At 68.7% G+C, this 20,539-nt stretch carries 19 protein-coding genes and 1 pseudogene; 9 read left to right on the top strand and 11 right to left on the bottom strand.

The features are described from left to right. Window positions 1-48: 48 nt before the first annotated feature. On the top strand, window positions 49-201 hold the full coding sequence (locus ABZ909_RS25355; protein WP_357003787.1) for a hypothetical protein: 153 nt from the start codon (window positions 49-51) through the stop codon (window positions 199-201). Between the two features lie 433 nt (window positions 202-634). After that, complete coding sequence (locus ABZ909_RS25360; RefSeq protein ID WP_357003789.1) at window positions 635-1,669, top strand: alpha/beta hydrolase family protein; 1,035 nt, start codon at window positions 635-637, stop codon at window positions 1,667-1,669. A gap of 63 nt (window positions 1,670-1,732) precedes the next feature. Here ABZ909_RS25360 and ABZ909_RS25365 read toward each other — a convergent pair whose 3' ends face one another. The 3 genes from ABZ909_RS25365 to ABZ909_RS25375 form a co-directional block, all read right to left on the bottom strand. Beyond that, entirely contained in the window at window positions 1,733-3,340 is a 1,608-nt protein-coding gene (locus ABZ909_RS25365) for an NAD(P)/FAD-dependent oxidoreductase (protein ID WP_357003791.1), read from the bottom strand. Window positions 3,341-3,458: 118 nt separating this feature from the next. Beyond that, window positions 3,459-3,824, bottom strand: coding sequence for a metalloregulator ArsR/SmtB family transcription factor (locus tag ABZ909_RS25370; protein WP_357003794.1), 366 nt, complete (start codon window positions 3,822-3,824; stop codon window positions 3,459-3,461). 4 nt (window positions 3,825-3,828) lie between these two features. Then, the gene (locus ABZ909_RS25375) at window positions 3,829-5,064 is read right to left on the bottom strand and encodes an MFS transporter (protein ID WP_357003797.1); all 1,236 of its coding nucleotides are present in this window, start codon (window positions 5,062-5,064) and stop codon (window positions 3,829-3,831) included. Window positions 5,065-5,175: 111 nt separating this feature from the next. On the opposite strand from ABZ909_RS25375, the gene ABZ909_RS25380 reads away from it, so the two are divergent. Further along, the gene (locus tag ABZ909_RS25380) at window positions 5,176-5,934 is read left to right on the top strand and encodes a hypothetical protein (RefSeq protein WP_357003800.1); all 759 of its coding nucleotides are present in this window, start codon (window positions 5,176-5,178) and stop codon (window positions 5,932-5,934) included. A gap of 25 nt (window positions 5,935-5,959) precedes the next feature. Here ABZ909_RS25380 and ABZ909_RS25385 read toward each other — a convergent pair whose 3' ends face one another. Then, window positions 5,960-6,742, bottom strand: a complete 783-nt coding sequence (locus ABZ909_RS25385) for an SDR family oxidoreductase (RefSeq protein ID WP_357003803.1) — start codon at window positions 6,740-6,742, stop codon at window positions 5,960-5,962. Window positions 6,743-6,886: 144 nt separating this feature from the next. Beyond that, a complete protein-coding gene (locus tag ABZ909_RS25390) occupies window positions 6,887-8,497 on the bottom strand; it encodes an HNH endonuclease (RefSeq protein ID WP_357003806.1) in 1,611 nt (536 codons plus the stop codon). 87 nt (window positions 8,498-8,584) lie between these two features. Between ABZ909_RS25390 and ABZ909_RS25395 the strand changes: the two genes are divergently transcribed. Then, on the top strand, window positions 8,585-9,073 hold the full coding sequence (locus ABZ909_RS25395; RefSeq protein WP_357003809.1) for a hypothetical protein: 489 nt from the start codon (window positions 8,585-8,587) through the stop codon (window positions 9,071-9,073). A gap of 28 nt (window positions 9,074-9,101) precedes the next feature. Here the strand turns inward: ABZ909_RS25395 and pabB are convergent, their stop codons facing one another. Beyond that, a complete protein-coding gene (gene pabB, locus ABZ909_RS25400) occupies window positions 9,102-11,234 on the bottom strand; it encodes an aminodeoxychorismate synthase component I (protein WP_357003812.1) in 2,133 nt (710 codons plus the stop codon). A gap of 222 nt (window positions 11,235-11,456) precedes the next feature. Between pabB and ABZ909_RS25405 the strand changes: the two genes are divergently transcribed. Continuing rightward, window positions 11,457-12,521, top strand: a complete 1,065-nt coding sequence (locus tag ABZ909_RS25405) for a phosphotransferase family protein (protein ID WP_357003967.1) — start codon at window positions 11,457-11,459, stop codon at window positions 12,519-12,521. A gap of 31 nt (window positions 12,522-12,552) precedes the next feature. Here the strand turns inward: ABZ909_RS25405 and ABZ909_RS25410 are convergent, their stop codons facing one another. Both ABZ909_RS25410 and ABZ909_RS25415 read right to left on the bottom strand, forming a co-directional pair. Beyond that, a complete protein-coding gene (locus tag ABZ909_RS25410; RefSeq protein ID WP_357003969.1) occupies window positions 12,553-13,584 on the bottom strand; it encodes an agmatine deiminase family protein in 1,032 nt (343 codons plus the stop codon). Continuing rightward, window positions 13,575-14,765, bottom strand: coding sequence for a serine hydrolase domain-containing protein (locus ABZ909_RS25415; RefSeq protein ID WP_357003814.1), 1,191 nt, complete (start codon window positions 14,763-14,765; stop codon window positions 13,575-13,577). Before ABZ909_RS25415 ends, ABZ909_RS25410 begins: the two co-directional genes overlap by 10 nt. Window positions 14,766-14,923: 158 nt before the next feature. Between ABZ909_RS25415 and ABZ909_RS25420 the strand changes: the two genes are divergently transcribed. The 4 genes and pseudogenes from ABZ909_RS25420 to ABZ909_RS25435 form a co-directional block, all read left to right on the top strand. After that, entirely contained in the window at window positions 14,924-15,736 is an 813-nt protein-coding gene (locus tag ABZ909_RS25420; protein ID WP_357003817.1) for a serine hydrolase domain-containing protein, read from the top strand. Between the two features lie 121 nt (window positions 15,737-15,857). Then, window positions 15,858-16,391 carry a DUF3145 domain-containing protein gene (locus tag ABZ909_RS25425; protein WP_357003820.1) on the top strand — a complete coding sequence of 178 codons (534 nt, stop codon included), beginning with the start codon at window positions 15,858-15,860 and terminating at the stop codon, window positions 16,389-16,391. 97 nt (window positions 16,392-16,488) lie between these two features. Further along, window positions 16,489-16,893, top strand: coding sequence for a hypothetical protein (locus tag ABZ909_RS25430; RefSeq protein ID WP_357003823.1), 405 nt, complete (start codon window positions 16,489-16,491; stop codon window positions 16,891-16,893). Window positions 16,894-17,083: 190 nt separating this feature from the next. Then, window positions 17,084-17,188, top strand: a pseudogene (locus ABZ909_RS25435) (BBE domain-containing protein); the annotation flags it as partial. Between the two features lie 99 nt (window positions 17,189-17,287). Here the strand turns inward: ABZ909_RS25435 and ABZ909_RS25440 are convergent. The 3 genes from ABZ909_RS25440 to acpM all read right to left on the bottom strand — a co-directional run bounded on the left by ABZ909_RS25440 (window position 17,288) and on the right by acpM (window position 20,453). Then, the gene (locus ABZ909_RS25440) at window positions 17,288-18,718 is read right to left on the bottom strand and encodes a carboxyl transferase domain-containing protein (protein ID WP_357003826.1); all 1,431 of its coding nucleotides are present in this window, start codon (window positions 18,716-18,718) and stop codon (window positions 17,288-17,290) included. Window positions 18,719-18,885: 167 nt separating this feature from the next. Further along, window positions 18,886-20,136, bottom strand: a complete 1,251-nt coding sequence (locus ABZ909_RS25445) for a KasA/KasB family beta-ketoacyl-ACP synthase (protein WP_357003829.1) — start codon at window positions 20,134-20,136, stop codon at window positions 18,886-18,888. 11 nt (window positions 20,137-20,147) lie between these two features. Further along, on the bottom strand, window positions 20,148-20,453 hold the full coding sequence (acpM, locus tag ABZ909_RS25450) for a meromycolate extension acyl carrier protein AcpM (RefSeq protein ID WP_033086997.1): 306 nt from the start codon (window positions 20,451-20,453) through the stop codon (window positions 20,148-20,150). Window positions 20,454-20,539: the final 86 nt, after the last annotated feature.

The following is a 20,539-nucleotide window of genomic DNA, read 5'->3' on the forward strand; positions in this document are numbered from 1 at the left end:
CGGGCGGTCAGCGCCGCTTGCCGGCACCCCGACACCGACCCCACCGAGGTGGCGCGGCATCTGCTGGCGCCCTACCACCGCACCGGCGTCGCGCGCCCGGCCAGCCAGCCCTTGGGCACGCTCACCACCCGTGACCGGTTCAGGCTGTTCGGCATCACCCGCCCCACGATCTACCGGCACCTCAACAAGATGACCCCGTAGCCTCGGACCCCCCGACTACCTGCGGATACGTCATATCCGTTGTTTTTTCGGCGATTACGGCGATTACTACTGGGACCCCAATCGGCGACAGCCGTAGCATCCGCGCGAAAACAACGAAGTTCGCTTGACCTGCACCGATATTGGGCCGCGCCGATATCCGCTCGACTTTCGGCGGATGCTGCGCCGCCCGGTGTGTCACTGGACCTGTGGCCGGCCGCCCGCTCCGGTTCGTGTCACCAGGTGCAAGACGGCCGCCATAGGGCTTACCGCGACTTTTCGCGGATCCGGACCTCGCACCCCGAATCGCGCCCTGACCCTACGGCCGGAAACGTACTCTCGGAGTCAGTTCAGTTCCGGGCCAGCATTTTCCGAAGCCGCTCGGCACGCTGAAGTGCTGACTCGTGACAACCGGGAACCTGCCGGAGGAGACAGCGTGCGTTCCACAATTACCTTGGGCAGCGCGGTATCGGCCTTGACCGCAACCATTCTGGTGTCGATGGCCGCGGGCACGGCCTCCGCTCAACCGGACACCCCGGTGACCTACACCGGCACCTCCGCAGACGGCTCGCGCATCGTCTCCAGCATGACCGCCGACACCCGTCTCGTGACTCTGCAGGTCTATTCGGCCGCAATGGACAAGAGCATTCAGGTCGATGTGCACCGTCCGCCCGGCACCTCCCAGCCCGCCCCGGTGCTGTACCTGCTCGGTGGCGCGGGCGCCGCCGACGCCGTTACCTGGCAGACACAGACCGATGTGCTGGACTTTCTGGCCGAGAAGAACGTCGATGTGGTGCAGCCGATCGGCGGGGATTTCACCTACTACACCGATTGGCGGGCCCCGGATCCCGCTCTGGGCGTGAACAAGTGGAAGACCTTCCTGACCGAGGAACTGCCACCGCTCGTCGACGAGGCGCTGAATGCCGACGGGCGCAACGCGATCGCGGGTCTGTCGATGGCGGGCACCTCGGCGCTGCAGCTGGCCATCGCCGCGCCCGGGTTGTATCGGTCGGTTGCGGTCTACAGCGGCTGTGCCCAGATCAGTGACCCCATCGGATATCACTTCGCCAATGACGTGGTCACGAAGGGCGGCGGGAACAGCGCGAACATGTATGGCCCCGAGGGCGATCGCGAGTGGGCCGTCAACGATCCCTATGTGCACGCCGACCAGCTGCGCGGCCTGAATCTGTTCATCTCCAGTGGTTCCGGGCTGCCGGGCCGGTGGGACGCCCCCGGCGGCCCGCACACCCTGCCGGGCACAGACGGCTGGCTCCAGCAGTTGACCATCGGTGGCGGGATCGAGGCCGCCACCGACTTCTGCAGCCACAATCTGAAGGCCAAGCTCGACGGCCTCGGCATCGCGGCCACCTATGACTTCACGCCGACAGGCACCCACTCGTGGGGTTATTGGGAGGACGCGATGAAGCGGTCGTGGCCCGTCCTGGCGACCGGCCTGGGTCTGCCCGCCTGAGCGGAGACGAAAAGACCGGCACGCCTCCAGGGGGCGGGCCGGTCTCGTCGTGTCAGCGGGTGACTACGCGGTGAGCTCGAAGTTCGGGTACCCGTTGTCGCGCTCGTCATCGCAGTAGCGGCGGTAGTTGCCGAAACCGCCGATGTAGGGCATGAATACGCGCTTCTTGCCCTCGATGTTCGCGCCCATGTACCAGGAGTTGGCCTTCACGAACAGCGTGCCCTCGGCGACCTCGAGCAGGTGATCGGTCCACTTGACCGCCGCCTCCGCGCGAGCCTCGGCCTTGCGGATCCCGTTGGCGCGGCAGTGCTCCACCAGCGCCAGCACCCAGTCCAGCTGCTGCTCGGAGTGCAGCACCATGTTCGCCATCACCGACGGGGTGCCGACACTGTTGATGCTGAACATGTTCGGGAAACCGGGGATGCCGAAGCCCAGGTAGGTGACCGGCCCATCGGCCCACAGGTCACCGAGGCGGGTATCGCGCGCGCCGTGCATGTCGATGCGCAGCAGCGCACCGGTCATGGCGTCGAAACCCGTTGCGTAGACCAGGGTGTCGAGTTCGATGAACTTGTCGGCGGTGCGGATGCCGGTCGGGGTGACCTCCTCGATGGTCTCGCGGCGCAGGTTCACCAGCGACACGTTCGGCCGGTTGAACATCTCGTAGTAGCCGGAGTCGGTGCAGATGCGCTTGGTGCCGATGGGGTGGTCGTAGGGGATGAGGTCGTCGGCCACCGCCTGGTCGTCCACCTTGGCGCGGATCTTGGCGACCGCGAACTCGCGTACCAGCTCATTGGCGGCCAGATCGCTGTTCTGATCGGGGAAGACCTTGTTGAACAGCACGCCGCCGCCGTCCCAGCGGTCCTGCATCGCCTGCTCGCGCTCCTCGGCGGTCAGGTCCAGGGCCTTGATCTCCAGCGAGCGGTGCGGGGTGGCTGCCGGTGCATAGTAGGAGTTCTCGCGCCGCTGCCGGTAGGTGGCGCGGATCTCGCCCTGCTCCTCGTCGGTCCACGGCCGGTTGGGCACCGGGACACTGAAGTTGGCCGAACGCTGGAAGACGGTGAGCGCCTCCGCTTCTCGCGCGATGATCGGCGTGACCTGGATGCCCGAGGAGCCGGTGCCGATGACGCCGACCCGCTTGCCCTCGAAGGACACACCCTGCTCCGGCCACTGTGCGGTGAAAAGCTCCTCGCCCGCGAAGGTTTCGATGCCGGGGATGTTCGGCTTGATCGGCGCGGACAGGCAGCCGGTGGCGAAAACCACGAACTGCGAGCGGAATTCGTCGCCGGCCTCGGTGCGCAGCGTCCAGACGGCGGCCTCGTCGTCGAAGCGGGCGCCGACGACGCGCTGACCGAACCGATAGCGCTGTTTCAACTCGAAGTGGTCCGCCACGTGGTTGAGGTAGGCCAGGATCTCCGGCTGGGCGGCGAAACGCTCGGTCCAGGTCCAGCTCTGCTGCAGGTTCTCGTCGAACGAGTAGGAGTAGTCGACGCTCTCCACGTCGCAGCGCGCACCCGGGTAGCGGTTCCAGAACCAGGTGCCGCCGACACCGTCGCCCGCCTCCAGGCCGCGCACGTTCAATCCGGCCTTCGCCGCCTGGTGGACGCCGTAGAGTCCGGCGAATCCGGCACCGATGATGATCACATCGAATGGGCTGCCCTGCTCGGGATGCATGCGCGACCTCTCACTATTCGTCTCGAGATATTTCGAATAGGCATATCGTCACGGCGCATGCGGGCACTCGGCGATACCACGTCCCACTGACCAGGAGCCGAGTCCCGGGAAATGCTCGCTATTCGTGGGAGGGTTCGCCGGTCACGATGTGATCGGCATGGTTCAAGCCCTCGCGGACCAGGCGGGCCAGGTGGCCGTCGCGGATGCGGTAGATGATGCGGCGGCCCTCGCGGCGGGTGTCGACCAGGCCGCTGAAGCGGAGTTTGGCCAGGTGCTGGCTGACCGCGGTGCGCGAGGCGCCGCAGGCCTCGGTGAGGGCGGTGACATCGGCCTCGTCGGAGGCGAGGATCCAGAGGATGTGCAGGCGGGTCGGATCCGACAGCATGCGGAAGGTGGCGGTGGCCACGTCCAGGTGGGGCTGATCCGGATGGACCGGGTGGATGAGGCTGGGTGCGGCGGGTGCCGGTTCGGTCTCCTCGCTCACCAGTTCACCTTCCTGCCGCCACCACCTCGGGGCCTGCCGGCACGTGTGCGGGCCAAGCGCGGGCCGCCGTCGTAGCTGCCAGTGTAGCGAGGGCGGCCAGCGCGATCGCCGTGATCGGCAGGCCCGCCAGCGCGCCCAGCTTGCCCGCGACCGGGTAGGTCACCAGGAAGCACGCGTGCGAGAGGGAGAATTGCGCGGTGAAAACTGCTGTGCGGGTGTCGGGTTCGGACTGAGCGCGCAGCAGGCGGGCGGACGGAGTGTTGATCATCGAGGTACCCGCGCCCAGCAGCACCCAGGTCACCGCCAGCACGAGCGCACCGGCCCCGCGGGGGAGCAGGGTCGGCAGCGACGCCGCGATCAGGCCCAGCGGCAGCAGGACACAGCCGGTCATCATGAACCGGCGATCGGACACCCGCGTCAGCAACCGCGGGGTCGACAGTGCCACCGCCATGGAACCGAATCCGAAGCAGCCCAGCGCCAATGCCACTGCTGTATTGGAGCCGCCCAGCTGATCCCGCACGTACACAACGGTATTCACGATCACCAGGGCGGTGGCCGCGGCCACCACCATGTTCATGGCCAGCAGCCCGCGCAGCACCGGCCGGTTCATCATGATCCGGGCGCCCTCGGTGATGCGCCGCAATAGCGGGGCGGACCGCTCGGGCGCGGCGAGCCGGGGCAGCCGAGTGGTCACCACCAGCAGCGCCGAGGCCACGAAACCGGCCGCGGTGCCCACGAACAGCGAGTGATAGCTGATGACCGTCAGTAGCGCGGCCGCGAGGACCGGGCTCAGCAGCGACTCCATGTCGTAGGCCAGCCGTGACAGCGACAGCCCGCGAGTGTAGTCCTCCTCGTCGACCAGGATCGAGGGGATCAGCGACTGGAACGCCGGAGTGAAGGTGGCCGAGGCCGACTGCAGCACCGCGATCAGCACATAGATCTGCCAGGTGTGCGTGACGAACGGCAGCATGAGCGCGATCCCCGCGCGCACCGCGTCCGCCGACACCAGCACCAGCCGCCGGGGCAGCCGCAGGGTGAGCGCCGAGATCACCGGCGCGACGGCCACATACGCCACCATCTTGATGGCCAGGGCGGTGCCCAGCACCGCGCCCGCCTGGCCCCCGGCCACCTCGTAGGCGAGCAGGCCCAGGGCGACGGTGAGCAGTCCGGTGCCGACCAGGGCGACGACCTGGGCGGTGAACAGCTTGCGGAACTGAGGATGGCGGAGCACGTCGAGCACACAGCCACTATAAACCTATATGTGCGCAGTTGTGCACATGATGTCGGATATATGTGTGCCGTCGGCCTCGCTTGGTCCGATTGCTGCACATTCGTCGCTATCCTCGCTTCCATGGGGAGGAATCTCGTGGCCGGCGTCCTGGCTGCCGCCACACTCACGCTGGCCGCGTGCGCACAACACCCCGCTACCGCACCCATGGCCGGCGACCTCTCCCCGCATACCAGCGATCACGTGGTCCCCGGTCCGGTCACCCCCGTCTCCGCCCTCCCGCCCTGCGGCGATATCGCCTCCGCCGCCACGCCTCCCGACTGCTACCTGCAATCCCACGACGCCGCCGGGCTGACCTTCGAAGTGCGGCACCGCGGTACGGGACAGCAGGGGTCGGTCGCCATCACCGTGCTGGACCCCGTCGGCGCACAGTTGCAGACCCTCACCGAACAGGCCGTCGGCACCACCGAGCCACGGCTGCGCGACCTCGACAACGACGGCCGCGACGAACTGATCATCCCGATCATGCTGGCCAGCGCCAATACTCGCTACGTCATCTACCACGCGGCCGGCGACGGGCAGTTCCAGCGCGCGGGCGAACTCGCGGGCATCGGCATCGACACCTCCGCGGCCGGTTACACCGTGGTCACCGCGCGCGACAGCTACGAACTCTGGAACATCGAATTCTGGACCTTCGACGCCGAGAAGCTGCAACCCCTGGTCACCGCCGAGGTCCGGCTCCTCGACGACGGCACCGGGCACGTCGGCGGCAGCGACTGCACGGTGATCGACAGCGGCGGGCTGAACCGCACCGGACTCACCCTGGATCAGGCCACCGGCCAGTTCTGCGCCGAACCAACCGTGCTGCGTGTGAGGCGCTGACGCGCGGGCAGGTCGCCGGTGGGGGTCAGCTCACCGGCTTCGAATACCGCCGGCGCAGCCACTCGGCATAGTCGTACGACACGGTCTCGCCATCGGCGTCGAGGCACAGCGCAGCGTCGCGCAACCGTCGCACGATCCGGCCGACCGGCGGCACCGGCAGCGGCAGCAGCGCCTGGCCGAGAGCGTGGCGGCGGAGCTCGGCCAGTTCGCCCAGGGTCTGCACGACCGGACCGCCCAGATCGCGGATCCGCCCGGACGGGCCCGCCTCGACCGCGTCGGCCAGCCGGCCCGCCACCGCGACCACGTCGACCGGCTGGAACCGCATGCCGGTGCGCGGCGCGACACGGAACTTCGCGGCCGCGCCGGCCATTTCGTCGATGAGCTCGTGGAACTGCGTGGCGCGCAACAGGGTCCACGGCACCGGACCCTGGGTGACCACCCGCTCCTGGGCGACCTTGGTGCGGTAGTAGCTGAACGGCACCTGCTCACAACCGACGATCGAGATCTCCACATGGTGGCCGACCCGGGCGCGCTGCTCGGCGGCCAGCAGGGTCCGCACACCCTCGACCATCACCCGCGCGCTGCGCAGTCCGCGATGGGAGGCCGCGTCCACCACCGCGTACACACCCTCCAGCGCCTCGTCCATCCCCGCACCGGTGACCAGATCCACCGCGTGATGCGTGGTCCCCGGCACCTTCTCGGCGGGCGCGGACCGGCTCAGCACCCGCACCGTATGCCCGCGCGCCACCAGATCCCGCACCACCGGCGTACCCAGCGTCCCGGTACCGCCCACAACCGCCACCTGCATGTCGGATCCCTTCCTCGACCGGCCTTCCTCGGACGCTAGAACCACACCGTTTGCCGCTCAACATGATTCATCGCATGCCGTCGGATTCCCCACATTCGCCCGTGCCCCGCGCGTCGATGGGGTTGGATGCGCGGCTTCGCGGGGTCAGATGTGCGCGCCCTTGGTGCGGTTGCAGGCGCGGCAGAGGATCTGCAGATTGGCGGGGCTGGTCGCGCCGCCGCGGCTGATCGGGATGATGTGGTCGAACTCCAGGTAGTGGCTGTCGCCGCATTCGACGCATTTGCCGCCGTCGCGCTGCCAGACCACGGCCTTGACATCCGGTGGGATGGAGCGGGTGTCGCGGCGGCCCGGGGTGAGGGCCAGGCGCTTGGCGATGCGCAGCGCGCCCTCCATGGCGGCGGCCACGAAGTCGGGATCGGCGACCTCGAGGATCGCGCCGCCGCGCGAGGAAGTGGCCGACACCTCGACCAGACCATCGGCTGCGGTCACCGAAACCACTCGGGACCAAGGCATTTCGGTGCCGGTGTCCGGGCCGGTGAAGCGCAGCTTGCGGTTGCTGACGATCAGACGGCCCTGGGTGCGCTTGGGGCCGCGGGCCAGCTGCCGGATGTGTACGGCGGGGAGGTTCAAATGGACCCGCTCGTCGGGATCCAGGTGCAGGCCCGTCGTGGGCTGCTGTGGCAGCTCGCCGGACCGTAGGCGGGTCAGCAGGCGGCCGCGCTGCAGGCGGCGGCGCAGGTCCTCGATGACCGGGCCCGACAGGGACAGCTCCGCGACGGTGTCCTCGAAGTCGTCCACGTCGGACTCGTCCACCACGCCGTCGGCGAAGGTGAAGGCCACCAGACGTTCCAGCTGATCGAGGGCGAGCGGGCGCAGCAGATCCAGGGCGGCGGCGCGGTCGACGCGCTGGAAGCGCAACGCGGCCCAGAGCGTCTCCCAGTCATCGTGCGGGGAGAGGCCACGCAGGGCGCGCTCGGCGCGGGGACGCCAGGTGCGCAGGTATTCGGCTGTCTCGGTGGCACATTCGCGGCACAGCGGCGTGGCACCGAACAGCGCCGCGCCGAACACGCGGCGGCGCGGCGCACCGCAGCGCGGGCAGTGGCGGGAATCCTGCGGCGGGGCCGGGCGTGCCGACGCCGTCCATGTCGTGCCGTCCCACCAGCGCAGGCGGGCCCGATCGCGGGGATCCGGATGCCATTCCGCCCGTTCGGGATCCGGGGGCGGCGGCGTGCGACGCGGCTCGGGCTCGAAGCTGTGCGCGGGATCGATCCGCACCCCGAACTCGCGTACCAGCCCCGCCAGGCTGACCCCGGCGTCGGCCAGCGCCCGGAACTCCCAGCCCTCCGCGGCGCGGGTGAATTCACCCAGCACCAGGGCCGGGACCGGGTCCGGCGTGTCCACGTCGTACCAGGCGACCGGGTGGTCGTGGTCGAACACGGTCAGCCGCAGGCCCGCGACATCGGCGAAACCGCCTGGCACCGAACCGATGACCACGATCCCCGCCACCTCCGGCCCGGTGCGCGGGAGCGAGACCGACAGCCGTCCCGTCCCCGGCGCGGGCTCACGATCCAGCGTCACCGCCTGCGAGACGTGCCGGGGCGCGTCGAACCAGACGAAATCCCGATCCGACCGGGCCCGCCCGTGCTCGGCCACCAGCACGGCCTGCGCCCGGACCGCATGCTCAGACCGCCACGAAAGCACAACCGTCAGAAGCGATGTCGGGACCGTCGTATGGCCACCCATGGTCAGTTTCATCGTGGTCGAACTATGCCACGACCCTCCGACAAAACCGCATGCCCGGCCCTGCGGGCCAATCTGAAAATCGTGCGGCACAGTAGAGGTATGACCAACCCCAAGGGGAGTGACCGTCAGCCCGCCAAACCCTCGACCTCGCGCGTTCCCACCGCCGGGGACATCCTGGCGGCGGCCCAGGCCGCGGTCGAAGCCGCCCAGAGCGCGGCCGGTCAGGCCCTGGATTCCGCCCAGGTGACCGCGTCGACCGCCTTCGACACCGCCGTCCGCCTTCCGCCCGCCTCCATCCAGCTCGCCGCCCAGCTGCCCGACCTGATCCAGAGCCTCACCATCGCCGTCGAACGCCTCAACTCCACCATCGACCGCCTCGACCGCACCCTCGCCCTGGCCGAACCCGCCTTCGTCGCCTACGACAAAATCCTCACCCGCCTCGAGGCGGCCACCGCCCTCGGCGAGGAGGTCTTCACCCGCCTCGACAAACTCCCCGGCGTCTCCCTGCTCGGCCGCCTCACCGGAACCCGCGGGAACCCGGAACCCGAACCGCCCGAAGGCAAGTCCCGCCGCTCCCGCCGCAAGTGACACCGCAGCACCCCGGCGCCGGGCCGGACTACCCGGCCGAGGGAATGCGGTCGCGGGGCGGGACGCCCAGGCCGGGGAGGGCGCGCAGCGCGGCGGCGGCCTTCCAGACCATCTCGTGGTACTCGTCGGCCGGGTCGGAGTCGAGGACGACCGCGCCGCCGGCGCCGACTCGCCAGCGATTGTCGTGGCGGACGGCGGTGCGGATGACGATGTTCAGGTCGGCGGTGCCGCCGAGGCCGAGGAAGCCGATGGTGCCGGAATAGATGCCGCGGGCCTCGGTTTCGAGGGAGTCGATGATTTCGAGGGTGCGGAGTTTGGGGGCGCCGGTCATGGAACCGCCGGGGAAACAGGCTCGGAGACAGTCGATGACGTCCAGGTCCGGGCGGAGGGTGCCGCGCACGGTCGATACCAGCTGGTGCAGAGTCGTGTAGGTCTCGACGGCCATGAGCTTGGGCACGTGCACCGAGCCGATCTCGCAGACCCGGCCCAGGTCGTTGCGGAGCAGATCCACGATCATGAGGTTCTCGGCGCGGGTCTTGGGGCTGCGGGCCAGCTCGGCTTTCAGCTCGGCGTCCTCGGCGGCGGTGCCCCCGCGCGGAGCGGTGCCCTTGATCGGCTTGCTCTCCACCGTGCGGGCGCGATCCACCTTGAGGAAGCGCTCGGGCGAGGAACACGCCACCTCCAGCCCGGCGAAGCGCAGGAAGGCGGCGTAGGGAGCCGGATTGCACCGGCGCAGTGTGCGATACACGGAGAGGCCGTCGGCGTCGCCCGGGGGATGAGCGCTGTCGGTGATGCAGATTTCGTACGACTCGCCCGCGAGCAGCTGCTCCCGGCAGGCCGCCACATCGGCGAGATAGCGCTCCCGGCCGCGCGTGAGGAACGGCGCGACCATGCCCTCGTCGGCGCGCAGTGCGAGGTCCGGCGGATTCTCCCAGGTCGGAAGGGTTTCCACCACGGCCCGGGTGGCGGCGAGCCAATCCTGTGCGGCGGCAGCGGCATCCGGCTCGGCCAGCGCCAGCAGATGGGTGCGGCCCGCCTCGTGGTCGACCACGATCAGCCGGTCCGCGAAGATCCACTGGGCGTCGGGTGTGGCCGCGCGATGCACCGCCTCGGCACCGCAGTCGGCCTTCATCTCGTAGCCGAGATAGCCGACATAGCCACCGGCGAAATCGAAAGGCACATCCGGGAATTCGATCTCCCGGCGGCGCAGCTCGGCGGATAGATAATCGAGCACCCCGCCCGGCGCCGTGCACGGTCCCGCCGCCGACTCGATCTCGACCCGGCCGCTGCCGACCCGATACCGCACCACCTCCGCCAGCGGCCCGGACGCATCACCCAGGAACGAGAAGCGATCCAGTCCCGGCTCCACATGCTCGCTGTCGAGCCAGAAGGCATGCGGGGAACCGGCATACAGCGCGTCGAAGACCGCCTCGGTATCGACGGCCCGCTCCACGACCGTCTGCTCGACCCGATAGCGGACGGGCGCGCCGACGGTGGGCGGTCTCGAAGTCTCGGCTCCGGTCCGGCCGCGCGTCGCTGCTGTCGGCGTGGATCGTCGGGATATGCCCTCCCGTCGTTGATATTCAGCGGTCAGCGCGGAGAAATTGCGCAGCAACCGTTTCCCGTGCTCGCTGGAAATCGACTCGGGATGGAACTGCACCCCCCACTGCGGCCGGGTGCGGTGCCGCACGCCCATGATCACTCCGTCCGGCGTGGTCGCGGTGACTTCGAGATCCTCCGGCAGTGGTCGCGCCCCACACAGCGAGTGGTAGCGCACCGCCGAGAAGCCCTGCGGCACACCGGCGAACAGGTCCTGCCCGTCATGGCCGATCAGATCCGGGTAGCCGTGCCGGGCCTGCGGCGCGGCGACCACCTGCCCACCCGCCGCGATCACGATGCCCTGATGCCCCAGGCACACGCCCAGCAACGGCAGCTCGGCTCCGGCGATCAACGCCGCCGAGATGCCGAAATCGCGCGGGACATCCGGCCGGCCGGGCCCGGGGGAGATGACGATGTTGTCGAACTCCCCGAGCCCGAGCTCCTCGATCGAGGTCGCCTCGTCATTGCGCACGACCACGGGTTCGACCCCGTTCACCTCGCTGATCAGCTGATACAGGTTGTAGGTGAACGAGTCGTAGTTGTCGATCAACAGGGTGCGCATTTGACCACGCACATTACGCTCTGCGCTGTTTGCCCTCCGCTTCGCTCCGGGCGGGGTTCGCGGCCCCAATGCCTCGATTCTTCCCTCCCTCCGCTCCTCCGCTTCGTTCCGTCGCTCCAAGCGCGGGGAGGCGGAGCGCGGTCCAGAATCTAGGCGGCCGCGAACTTTCAGTGGGGCTTCTGCTGGCGACTGCCTTCAGTTGGTGTGGACCGCTACGGCAGAATGGGCGGCATGTCTGTTGCGCAGCCGGTCGAAGTGGATCGTGACGTCGTCGATTTCGCCATCGTCGGAAAGTGGATGGAAGAGCAGGGCTTGCCCGGCGGGGAGTTCGAGGAGGTGAAGCCGCTCGGCGGCGGCACCCAGAACATCATGCTCCGCTTCCGCCGCGGCGGCCGTGAGTACGTACTCCGACGCGGACCCAAGCATCTGCGGGCCGCCAGCAACACCGTCATCCAGCGCGAATCCCGCATCCTCGGCGCCCTCGGCGACACCGAGATCCGCGCCCCCAAGGTGATCGCCGCCTGCCCCGACGAATCCGTACTCGGCGCGTCCTTCTACCTCATGGAGCCGATCGTCGGCTTCAACCCGCAGAACGAACTGCCCGAACCGCACGCTTCCGATCCCGAGGTGCGCCGGCAGATGGGCCTGTCCGCGGTCGAGGCCATCGCCCGCCTCGGCTCGCTCGACCACGAGGCGCTCGGCCTGGCCGACTACGGCAAGCCGGAGGGCTTCCTGGAACGCCAGGTGCCGCGCTGGCTCAAGGAACTCGACTCCTACAGCGTCAACGACGGCTACCCCGGCCCGGAGATCCCCGGCGTCGCACAGGTCGGCGACTGGCTCGACCGCAACCGCCCCGCCCAGCCGAAAGCCGGCATCCTGCACGGCGACTGCCACCTCGCCAACATGATGTTCTCCTACGACGGTCCCGAGGTGGTGGCCATGGTCGACTGGGAGATGTCCACCATCGGCGACCCGCTGCTGGACCTGGGCTGGCAGATCGCCACCCGCCCGGTCCCCGGCACCACCGGCGCGGCGCTGGTCGGCTCCCTCGGCGCGGTGGGCGGCCTGCCCGCACCCGAGGAGATGATCGCCCACTACGCGAAGTTCTCCGACCGCGACCTGACCCACGTCACCTGGTACACCGTGCTCGCCTGCTTCAAGCTGGGCATCGTGCTCGAGGGCACGCACGCCCGAGCCTGTGCGGGCAAGGCGCCCAAGCAGGTCGGTGATTTCCTGCACGCCATCACCCTCGAACTGTTCGAGAAGGCGCACAAGCTGATGGAGTGACGGCACGGCACGTTGGTCCGACCGGGCCGCACTACGCCGGCTCCTGTTGGGTCGTGCAGTGGATGCCGCCGCCGCCCGCGGCGACCGCGTCGATATCGATCTGCACCACCTGGCGGCCCGGAAACACCCGCGCCAGTGTGGCTTCGGCGAAGGCGTCGGCCTCCGGATCCCCGAACTCGGGGGCCACGACGCCGCCGTTGCAGACATAGAAGTTCATGTAACCGGCCGCGAACTCGTCGCGGGCGAACTCGTCGCGCACCCGCGCCGGGCCCGGAATCACCTCCACCCGCAGCGGGCCGCCCCGGGCGTCGGCGGAGTCCTGGAGGATGGCGAGATGGCGGCGGGTGACGTCGTAGTCGTAGCAGCCCACATCGTCCTCGCGACCGGCCACCACCACGCCCGGGCCCGCGAACCGCGCATAGAAATCGGTGTGTCCGTCGGTGACGTCGTAACCGGCGATGCCGGGCAGCCAGATGACCTTCGAAATCCCCAGCAGCCGAGCCAGTTCCGCCTCCACGTCCTCGCGCTGCCAGCCAGGATTGCGATTGTCGTTGAGCACGCAGCTCTCGGTGACGATGGCGGTGCCCGCGCCGTCGACCTCGATGCCGCCGCCCTCCAGCACCAGCTCGGTCGCCAGCAGTTCCGCCCCGGTGCGCTCGGCGACCAGCCCGGCCAGCTGCGCGTCCTCCCGATACTCCTGCTTGTCGCCCCAGGCATTGAAGTTGAAATCGACGGCTGCCATGGCGCCCTCGCCGCCGACGAAGACCGGGCCGCTGTCGCGCAGCCACAGATCGTCCATCTCCGCGGGCACCAGCGCCACCTCCGGACCGGCCAGCGCGCGGGCCAGATCGAATTCCTCCGGCCGCACCAGCATCGACACCGGCTCGAATCGCGCGACGGTGCGGGCGATCCGGGCCACATCCTCGCGAATGCGGGGGAGCAGCTCGGCCGTCCACACCCGCTCATCGGCCCCGAAGGCCATCCAGGTCCGCCGATGTGGCTGTCCTTCGTCGGGCATCACCCACGGTTGCGGCATGGACCTATTCCTTTCGGTCAGCGACAGCGGAGCAGGGCCTCACGGAGATTGCGCGAACGGACATCGTCGAGCACCGCCATACCCAGACGGTTCATCACATAGCCGAACCCCAGACCCGTTGCCGGATCGGCGAATCCGAACGAGCCGCCGTAGCCGGTGGTGCCGTAGGCGCGTTCGTCGGAGCCGAACCGGAAACCGCCGCGCGACCGGCGGAAGCCGAGGTGATAGCGGCTCGGGGTGAGCAGCACCAGGTCCTCGGCCGGAACGTCGTCGGCGGTGTCGGGGGAGGCCAGGCGGTCCAGCAGGCTCGGCTCGATGGGCAGCTCACCGGTCCGCCCCGCCGCCGCGCCGTACACCCGCGCCAGCGCTCGCGCGGTGCCGACACCGCCGGCGGCCGGGCTCTCCACCGCCAGGAATTCGCGCCGGGCGGCCCGGGCGGGCGCACCGACCTGCGGGCTGTTCAGCGCTCGGAAGGACAGGCCGCGCTTGCTGTAGAGCTGAATGCCGATGCGCACCGGCAGATCTCGCTCATAGCGCAGAATGTCGAGGCCCTCGGTCGCCGACAGCGTGGCCACCCGATCCAGCGAAACCTCGTCCGGCAGGCCGATATAGAACTCCGCACCCAGCGGTCCGGCAATATCCTCGGCGAAGATGCGGCCCAGCGTGCGATGCTCCGGATCGACCCGCCGCAGCAGCTCGCCCTGATACAGCCCGGCCGTGATCGGGTGGTAGCCGTGCCGGGTTCCCGGCCGCCACAACGGTTTCTGCTCGGCCAGCACCACCGCCATCCGATCCAGATCGGCCATATCCGTGAGCCGGATCGGCCGATCCAGCGCCGCCAGTCCGGCCTGATGGTCCAGCAGCTGCCGCACGGTGATGGACTCCTTGCCGTGCGCGGCGAACTCCGGCCAGTGCAGTGCCACCGGATCCTCGTAGTCCAGCAGCCCCCGTGACACCACCGACGCCACCGCGAACGCGGTCATGCCCTTGGTCGAGGACCACACCGGGGCCATGGTGTCGCGCTCCCACATCACCCGGCGCTTGCGATCACGATGCCCCGCCCACAGATCCACCACGGGACGATCCCCGTCGTAGACCGCCACCGCCGCACCGATCTCCCCGTGCCTGGTGAAGTTGCGGCGGAACGCGTCGGCGACCGGGCCGAAACCAGCGTCCACCTCGCCGTGGATCGTGACCTGCTCACTCATGATGGGTTCGATCGTAACCGGGCATACGGTCTGCGCGGGGTCTCGTTGGAGCGGGAGAGCGAAGCGAAGGAGCGGAGGAGGAAAGAATCGAGACCTCGGTGCCGCGAACCCGACCGGAGCGAAGCGGAGGGCAAAATCGAACACAGTAGGCTCGATACGTGCGAGCGCTGGAGCAGATTCGACGGTGGCCGGTCCGGAACGCCGCGGCGGGTGTCGTCGTCCGCGGCAAGGGTGTGGTGGACACCGAGGGTGACACCGCGCACGTTTTCCCGCTCGCCTCGGTGACAAAACCCCTTGTGGCATACGGGGTTCTGGTGGCCGTCGAGGAGGGCGCGATCGAGCTGGACCAGTCCGCCGGGCCGCCCGGATCGACGGTGCGGCACCTGCTCGCGCACACCTCCGGCCTGGCCTTCGACACCACCGTCGTGCTGGCCCAGCCCGGCGCGAAGCGGATCTACTCCAGCGCCGGGTTCGAGGTACTCGCGGATTTCGTTGCGGCGCAGACCGGTATCCCGTTCGATCAGTACCTGCACGAGGCCGTCTTCGAGCCGCTGGGCATGAACTCCTCGGCGCTGGTCGGTTCGGCCGGACATGCCGGCCGGTCCACGGTCGCAGATCTCCTGCGATTCGCCGAGGAATTGCTGGAGCCAGCCGTCGTGAGTGCCGAATTGGTTTCCGAAGCAAGCACAGTGCAATTCCCGGGGTGCAATGGTGTCCTTCCCGGTTACGGGTCACAGCGCCCCAACGACTGGGGTTTGGGTTTCGAAATCCGCGACCACAAATCGCCGCATTGGACCGGTGGTGCGAACTCGCCGCGGACCTTCGGGCACTTCGGGCAGTCCGGCACATTCCTCTGGGTGGATCCGGAAGTCGGTATGGCGTGTCTCGCGCTGGCGGACGAAAATTTCGGGGACTGGGCCCGGGCGGTGTGGCCGACCCTCAGTGACGCTGTAATCGCGGAGTTTGCGTAGAGACCGACACGGGCATCAAGTAACACACGCAACACCGGGCACTCCAGTAAACTCGGGCAACGCCGAGCTCGGACAGGGGCCGTTGGGGAAGACGTCCCTCGTCGAGCCGGAGGTGTCAGTGGTGCACGCGTCTAGTCAGTTCGCGGAGGCGACGTCTGGAGTCGTCTACATCCATTCGTCGCCGGCCGCGCTGTGCCCGCATGTCGAATGGGCTCTCACCTCCACTCTCAAGGCCCCCGCGAAACTGCGCTGGACCGCGCAGCCGGCCGATCCCGGACATCTGCGCGCCACCACCGATTGGTGCGGCCCGGTTGGCACCGGCGGTAAATTAGCCAGAGCATTGCGGGATTGGCCCGTACTGTATTTCGAAGTCACCGAGAACCCCAGCGAGGGCGTCGACGGCGCCCGCTTCAGTTTCGTCCCCGGCCTCGGCCTCTGGAGCGGCTCCACCGGCGCCGGCGGCGACGTCATGGTCGGCGAGATGCGCCTGCGCGCCATCGTCGCCGAGGCCCGCGCCCACGGCCGCGGCTCCGCCGCCGAGATCGCCGCCGATATCGACCGCGCCCTCGGCGCCGCCTGGGACGACATCCTCGAGCCCTACCGCCTCGGCGGCGAGGGCGCGGAAGTCACCTGGCTGCGCCGCGACGTCGGCTGATCCAGCGGCACGGCCGCCGAACCCAGCGAGCCAGCCCTCCCGAACGCCCCAAACCGGGCACAATGCCCAGGGAAGGGGTAGCCGACGAGGAGGATTCGTGCGGACCACAGCGATCGCGGGTGCGGCCCTGGCCATGGCGACGGCCTTCGCCCTCACCGCCTGTAACGACAACACCCCCACCGTCGCCTCCGGCCCCTCGGCCCACCCCGCCACCTCCGCCGCCGCCTTCCCGGCCGCGGGCCACGAGGCCGTCCAGTGCGGCGCCGGCCCCTGGGGCCTGACGGTGGTGGTCTCCACCGCCAAGGGCACCGGGTTCTGCCCCACCGCGCTCTCCGTCGTCACCGCCTATGCCGACGAGCGCGCCAAACAATCCACCGGCGACATCGCCGTCATCGTCGGCACCGTCCGGTGGGTCTGCGGCGAACACCCCTCCGCTCCCAACCCCTATCAGGAATGTTCGAGCCAGAACGAGTCCGCCGACAAGGTCCGCCTCCAGTCCTGACGTCGGCTCCCGGTCGGGATCGGCGATGAACCTGGGGGCATCAGCAGCACCGGCATCGGCGAGCTGACCCTCCGCGGTGGCACGGGCTGGCTCACCATGCCCGCCGGATTGACCTGCGACAGTGTGGCTTCCGCCGAGGTGGTCACCGCCGACGGCTGTGTCGTGACCGCCGCTCCGGACGAGAATCCCGATCTGCGACGACCGCCATCGGGTCCGGGAATCCCACGGCGACAAGCATTCCCGCCTCGTCGCCCACAAATCCGCCTGGGACCCCGACAACGTCTTCCACCACAACGCCAACATCCCCCGGCCTGACAGCGAAACCCGTTCCGGGCCAACGAAAAGCGGGCGGCCTCCGAGGAGACCGCCCGCTATCGCGTTGCCGTGTAACCGATTACAGCGGAATGTTCTTGTTGTGCTGCGGCCGCGCCGGGGCGGCGGCCAGAGCGGCGGCGATGGTGGAGCGGGTCTTGGCGGGCTCGATGACCTCGTCCACGACGCCGATCGAGATGGCGCGCTGGACGCCGCCGGCGATGCGCTCGTGCTCCTCGGTCAGACGCTCCAGCAGGGCCTCGCGCTCCTCCTCCGGGGTGGCCGCGAGAGCCTTCTTGTGCAGGATGCCGACCGCGGCCTTGGCGCCCATGACCGCGACTTCCGAACCGGGCCAGGCGTACACGGCGGTGGCGCCCAGCGAGCGGGCGTTCATCGCGATGTAGGCGCCGCCGTAGATCTTGCGGGTGACCAGGGTGACGCGGGGGACACGGGCCTCGGCGAAGGCGTGCAGCAGCTTGGCGCCGCGGCGCACCACGCCGTCGAACTCCTGCGAGACGCCCGGCAGGTAGCCCGGCACGTCGGTGACGACGATCAGTGGGATACCGAAGGCGTTGCACAGGCGCACGAAACGCGAAGCCTTCTCGGCACTTTCGGAGTTGAGGCAGCCACCCAGGCGGATCGGGTTGTTGGCCAGCACACCGACGGTGCGGCCGCCGAGCCGGCCCAGACCGACCACCATGGAGCGGGCGTAGCCGCCCTGCAGCTCCTCGAAGGTGCTCTCGCCGTCGACGTTGTCGAGCAGCTCGTTGATGATCGGCTTGACGTCGTAGGCGCGCTTGGCCGACTCCGGCATCATGGCCTTGAGATCCACATCGCCGTGCGCGGCCGCGGCCAGATCGAACTCGCCCTGCTCGGCGAACATCGACACCAGGCGGCGGGCACGGTGCATGGCATCGGACTCGTCCTCGGCGACGATGTGGCAGACGCCGGACTTCTTGCCGTGGGTGATCGGGCCACCCAGGGTCGCCATGTCGACGCTCTCACCGGTCACCGTCTTCACGATGTCCGGGCCGGTCACGAAGACGCGGCCTTCGGGAGCCATGATGACGATGTCGGTCAGCGCGGGGCCGTAGGCGGCGCCGCCGGCGGCGAAGCCGAGCACCACGGAAATCTGGGGGACCTGGCCGGACGCGCGAACCATGGCCTCGAAGACCAGGCCGACGGCGTGCAGGGCCTCGACGCCCTCGGCCAGCCGGGCGCCACCCGAATGCCACAGGCCCACAACGGGAACCTTGGAATCGATGGCGGTGTCGATCGCGTCGACGATGTGCTTGCAACCCTCCACGCCCATGGCGCCGCCCATCACGGTGGCATCGGAGCAGTAGGCGACGGTGCGAACGCCGTCGACCTCACCGATGGCGGCGAGCACACCGGACTTGTCGCGGGGGTGTAGCGGGAGAACGGTTCCGGGATCGAAGAAGCGCTGCAACCGACCCAGCGGGTCACGGGGATCGGTCGTGGTGTCCGCATGCGCGGGAGCCATGATGGTCATCGCAAACTCTCCTCAAAGGGGGAAGTGCGGTCGCTGAGAGCGGCTGCGAATGTCGAAGTCCCGGCAGGGATTTCGGGGGGTCTCCATCCGAAACCCATGCCGGGACCGCTTGTCTTACCGACCGGTAAAGCTGAGCCGGATTTCCGGTTTACCGGGATGAATCCGTGTCAGTACCGGCCGAAGGCGAGCGCGACATTGTGCCCACCGAAACCGAAGGAGTTGTTGATCGCGAACTCGATGTCCTGACGGCGAGCCTCGCCGTGCACGACATCCAGATCGATCGCCGGATCCTGGTTCTCCAGGTTCAGCGTCGGGGGGACGATGCCATCCCGGATGCTGAGCACCGTGAGTATCGACTCGAGGGCGCCGACGGCACCGATCGAGTGGCCCAGGGCCGACTTGGGGGCGTAGACCGAGGCGTGCTTGACACCGGCCTTGTGAATCGCGTTCGCTTCCGCGGTGTCACCGACGGGGGTGGCAGTCGCGTGAGCATTGATGTGGGTGATGTCCTTGGGGGACAACCCGGCGGTCTGCATCGCGCGCTGCATGGCGCGAGCCGCACCGCTGCCCTCCGGATCGGGAGCCACCAGGTGGAACCCGTCGGAGGTGATACCCGCGCCCATCAGCCGGGCGTGGATGGTGGCGCCGCGAGCCTTGGCGTGCTCCTCGGTCTCGATGACCATGAGCGCGCCCGCTTCGCCGAAGACGAAGCCGTCGCGATCCTTGTCGAAGGGGCGCGAGGCCGCCTTCGGATCGTCGTTGCGGGTCGACATGGCCCGCATCATGGAGAACGCGGCGATCGGCACCGAGTCGATGAAGCCCTCGACGCCGCCGGTGACGACCATGTCGGCGTCACCCATGACGATCATCCGCCACGCGTTGGCGATGGCCTCCGAACCCGACGAGCATGCCGAGACCGGAGTGACCACTCCCGCCCGGGCCTTGAGCTCGAGACCGACCACGGCGGACGGGCCATTCGGCATGACCATCTGAACAGCCAGCGGCGAGATCTTGCGATAGCCGCCGTTCTTCAGCTTGTCCACCGAATCGATCAGCGCGTCGCCGCCGCCGAGACCGGTGCCGATGGCCACACCCAGCCGCAGCGGGTCGACCTCGGGAGAGCCGGTGTTCTTCCACACCTCGCGACCGAGCACGGTCGCCAGTCGCTCGACGTACGCCATGCGACGAATCTCGACCCGATCGAGCAGCGTGTCCGGCGACACCTTCAGGTGGCCGCCGATTCGAACCGGAAGGTCGTACTCCGCAATGAAGTCGTCCTCGAGAGTGTCGATGCCGCTCTCGCCATTGAGGAGGCCCTTCCACGTCGCATCGACGTCACCGGCGATCGACGTGGTCGCCGCCATGCTCGTTACGACGACGTTGGGAAAGTTCCCGTTCAAGGTGGAAGGAGTGGTCACGGTGTCGGTTCCTACTCGCCCTCGGCGCCGAACTTGGCCTTCAGCTCAGCGGCCGCGTCGGAGTTCTCGGCCTCGAGCTTCTGGATGTACGCCACCGCGTCGCCGACGGTCTTCAGGCTCGCCAGGTCCTCGTCGGGGATCTTGACGCCGTACTTGTCCTCGGTCTGGACGGCGATCTCGACCATCGACAGCGAGTCGATGTCCAGGTCGTCGACGAAGGACTTCTCGATGGTCACCTCGGAGGGCTCGATACCGGTCACCTCTTCGATGATCTTCCCGAGCTCTTCGACGATCTGTTCCTGGGTCAGAGCGGCCACTGTGGTGGCTCCCTTCTTATTTCTTGTAGAGGGTGGATTTTCAATTGTTTGCGACCCCGTTGCTCCATCGCCGTTGATAGGAGCGG

The sequence above is a fragment of the Nocardia sp. NPDC046763 genome (assembly GCF_040645495.1).
Taxonomy (GTDB): Bacteria; Actinomycetota; Actinomycetes; order Mycobacteriales; family Mycobacteriaceae; genus Nocardia.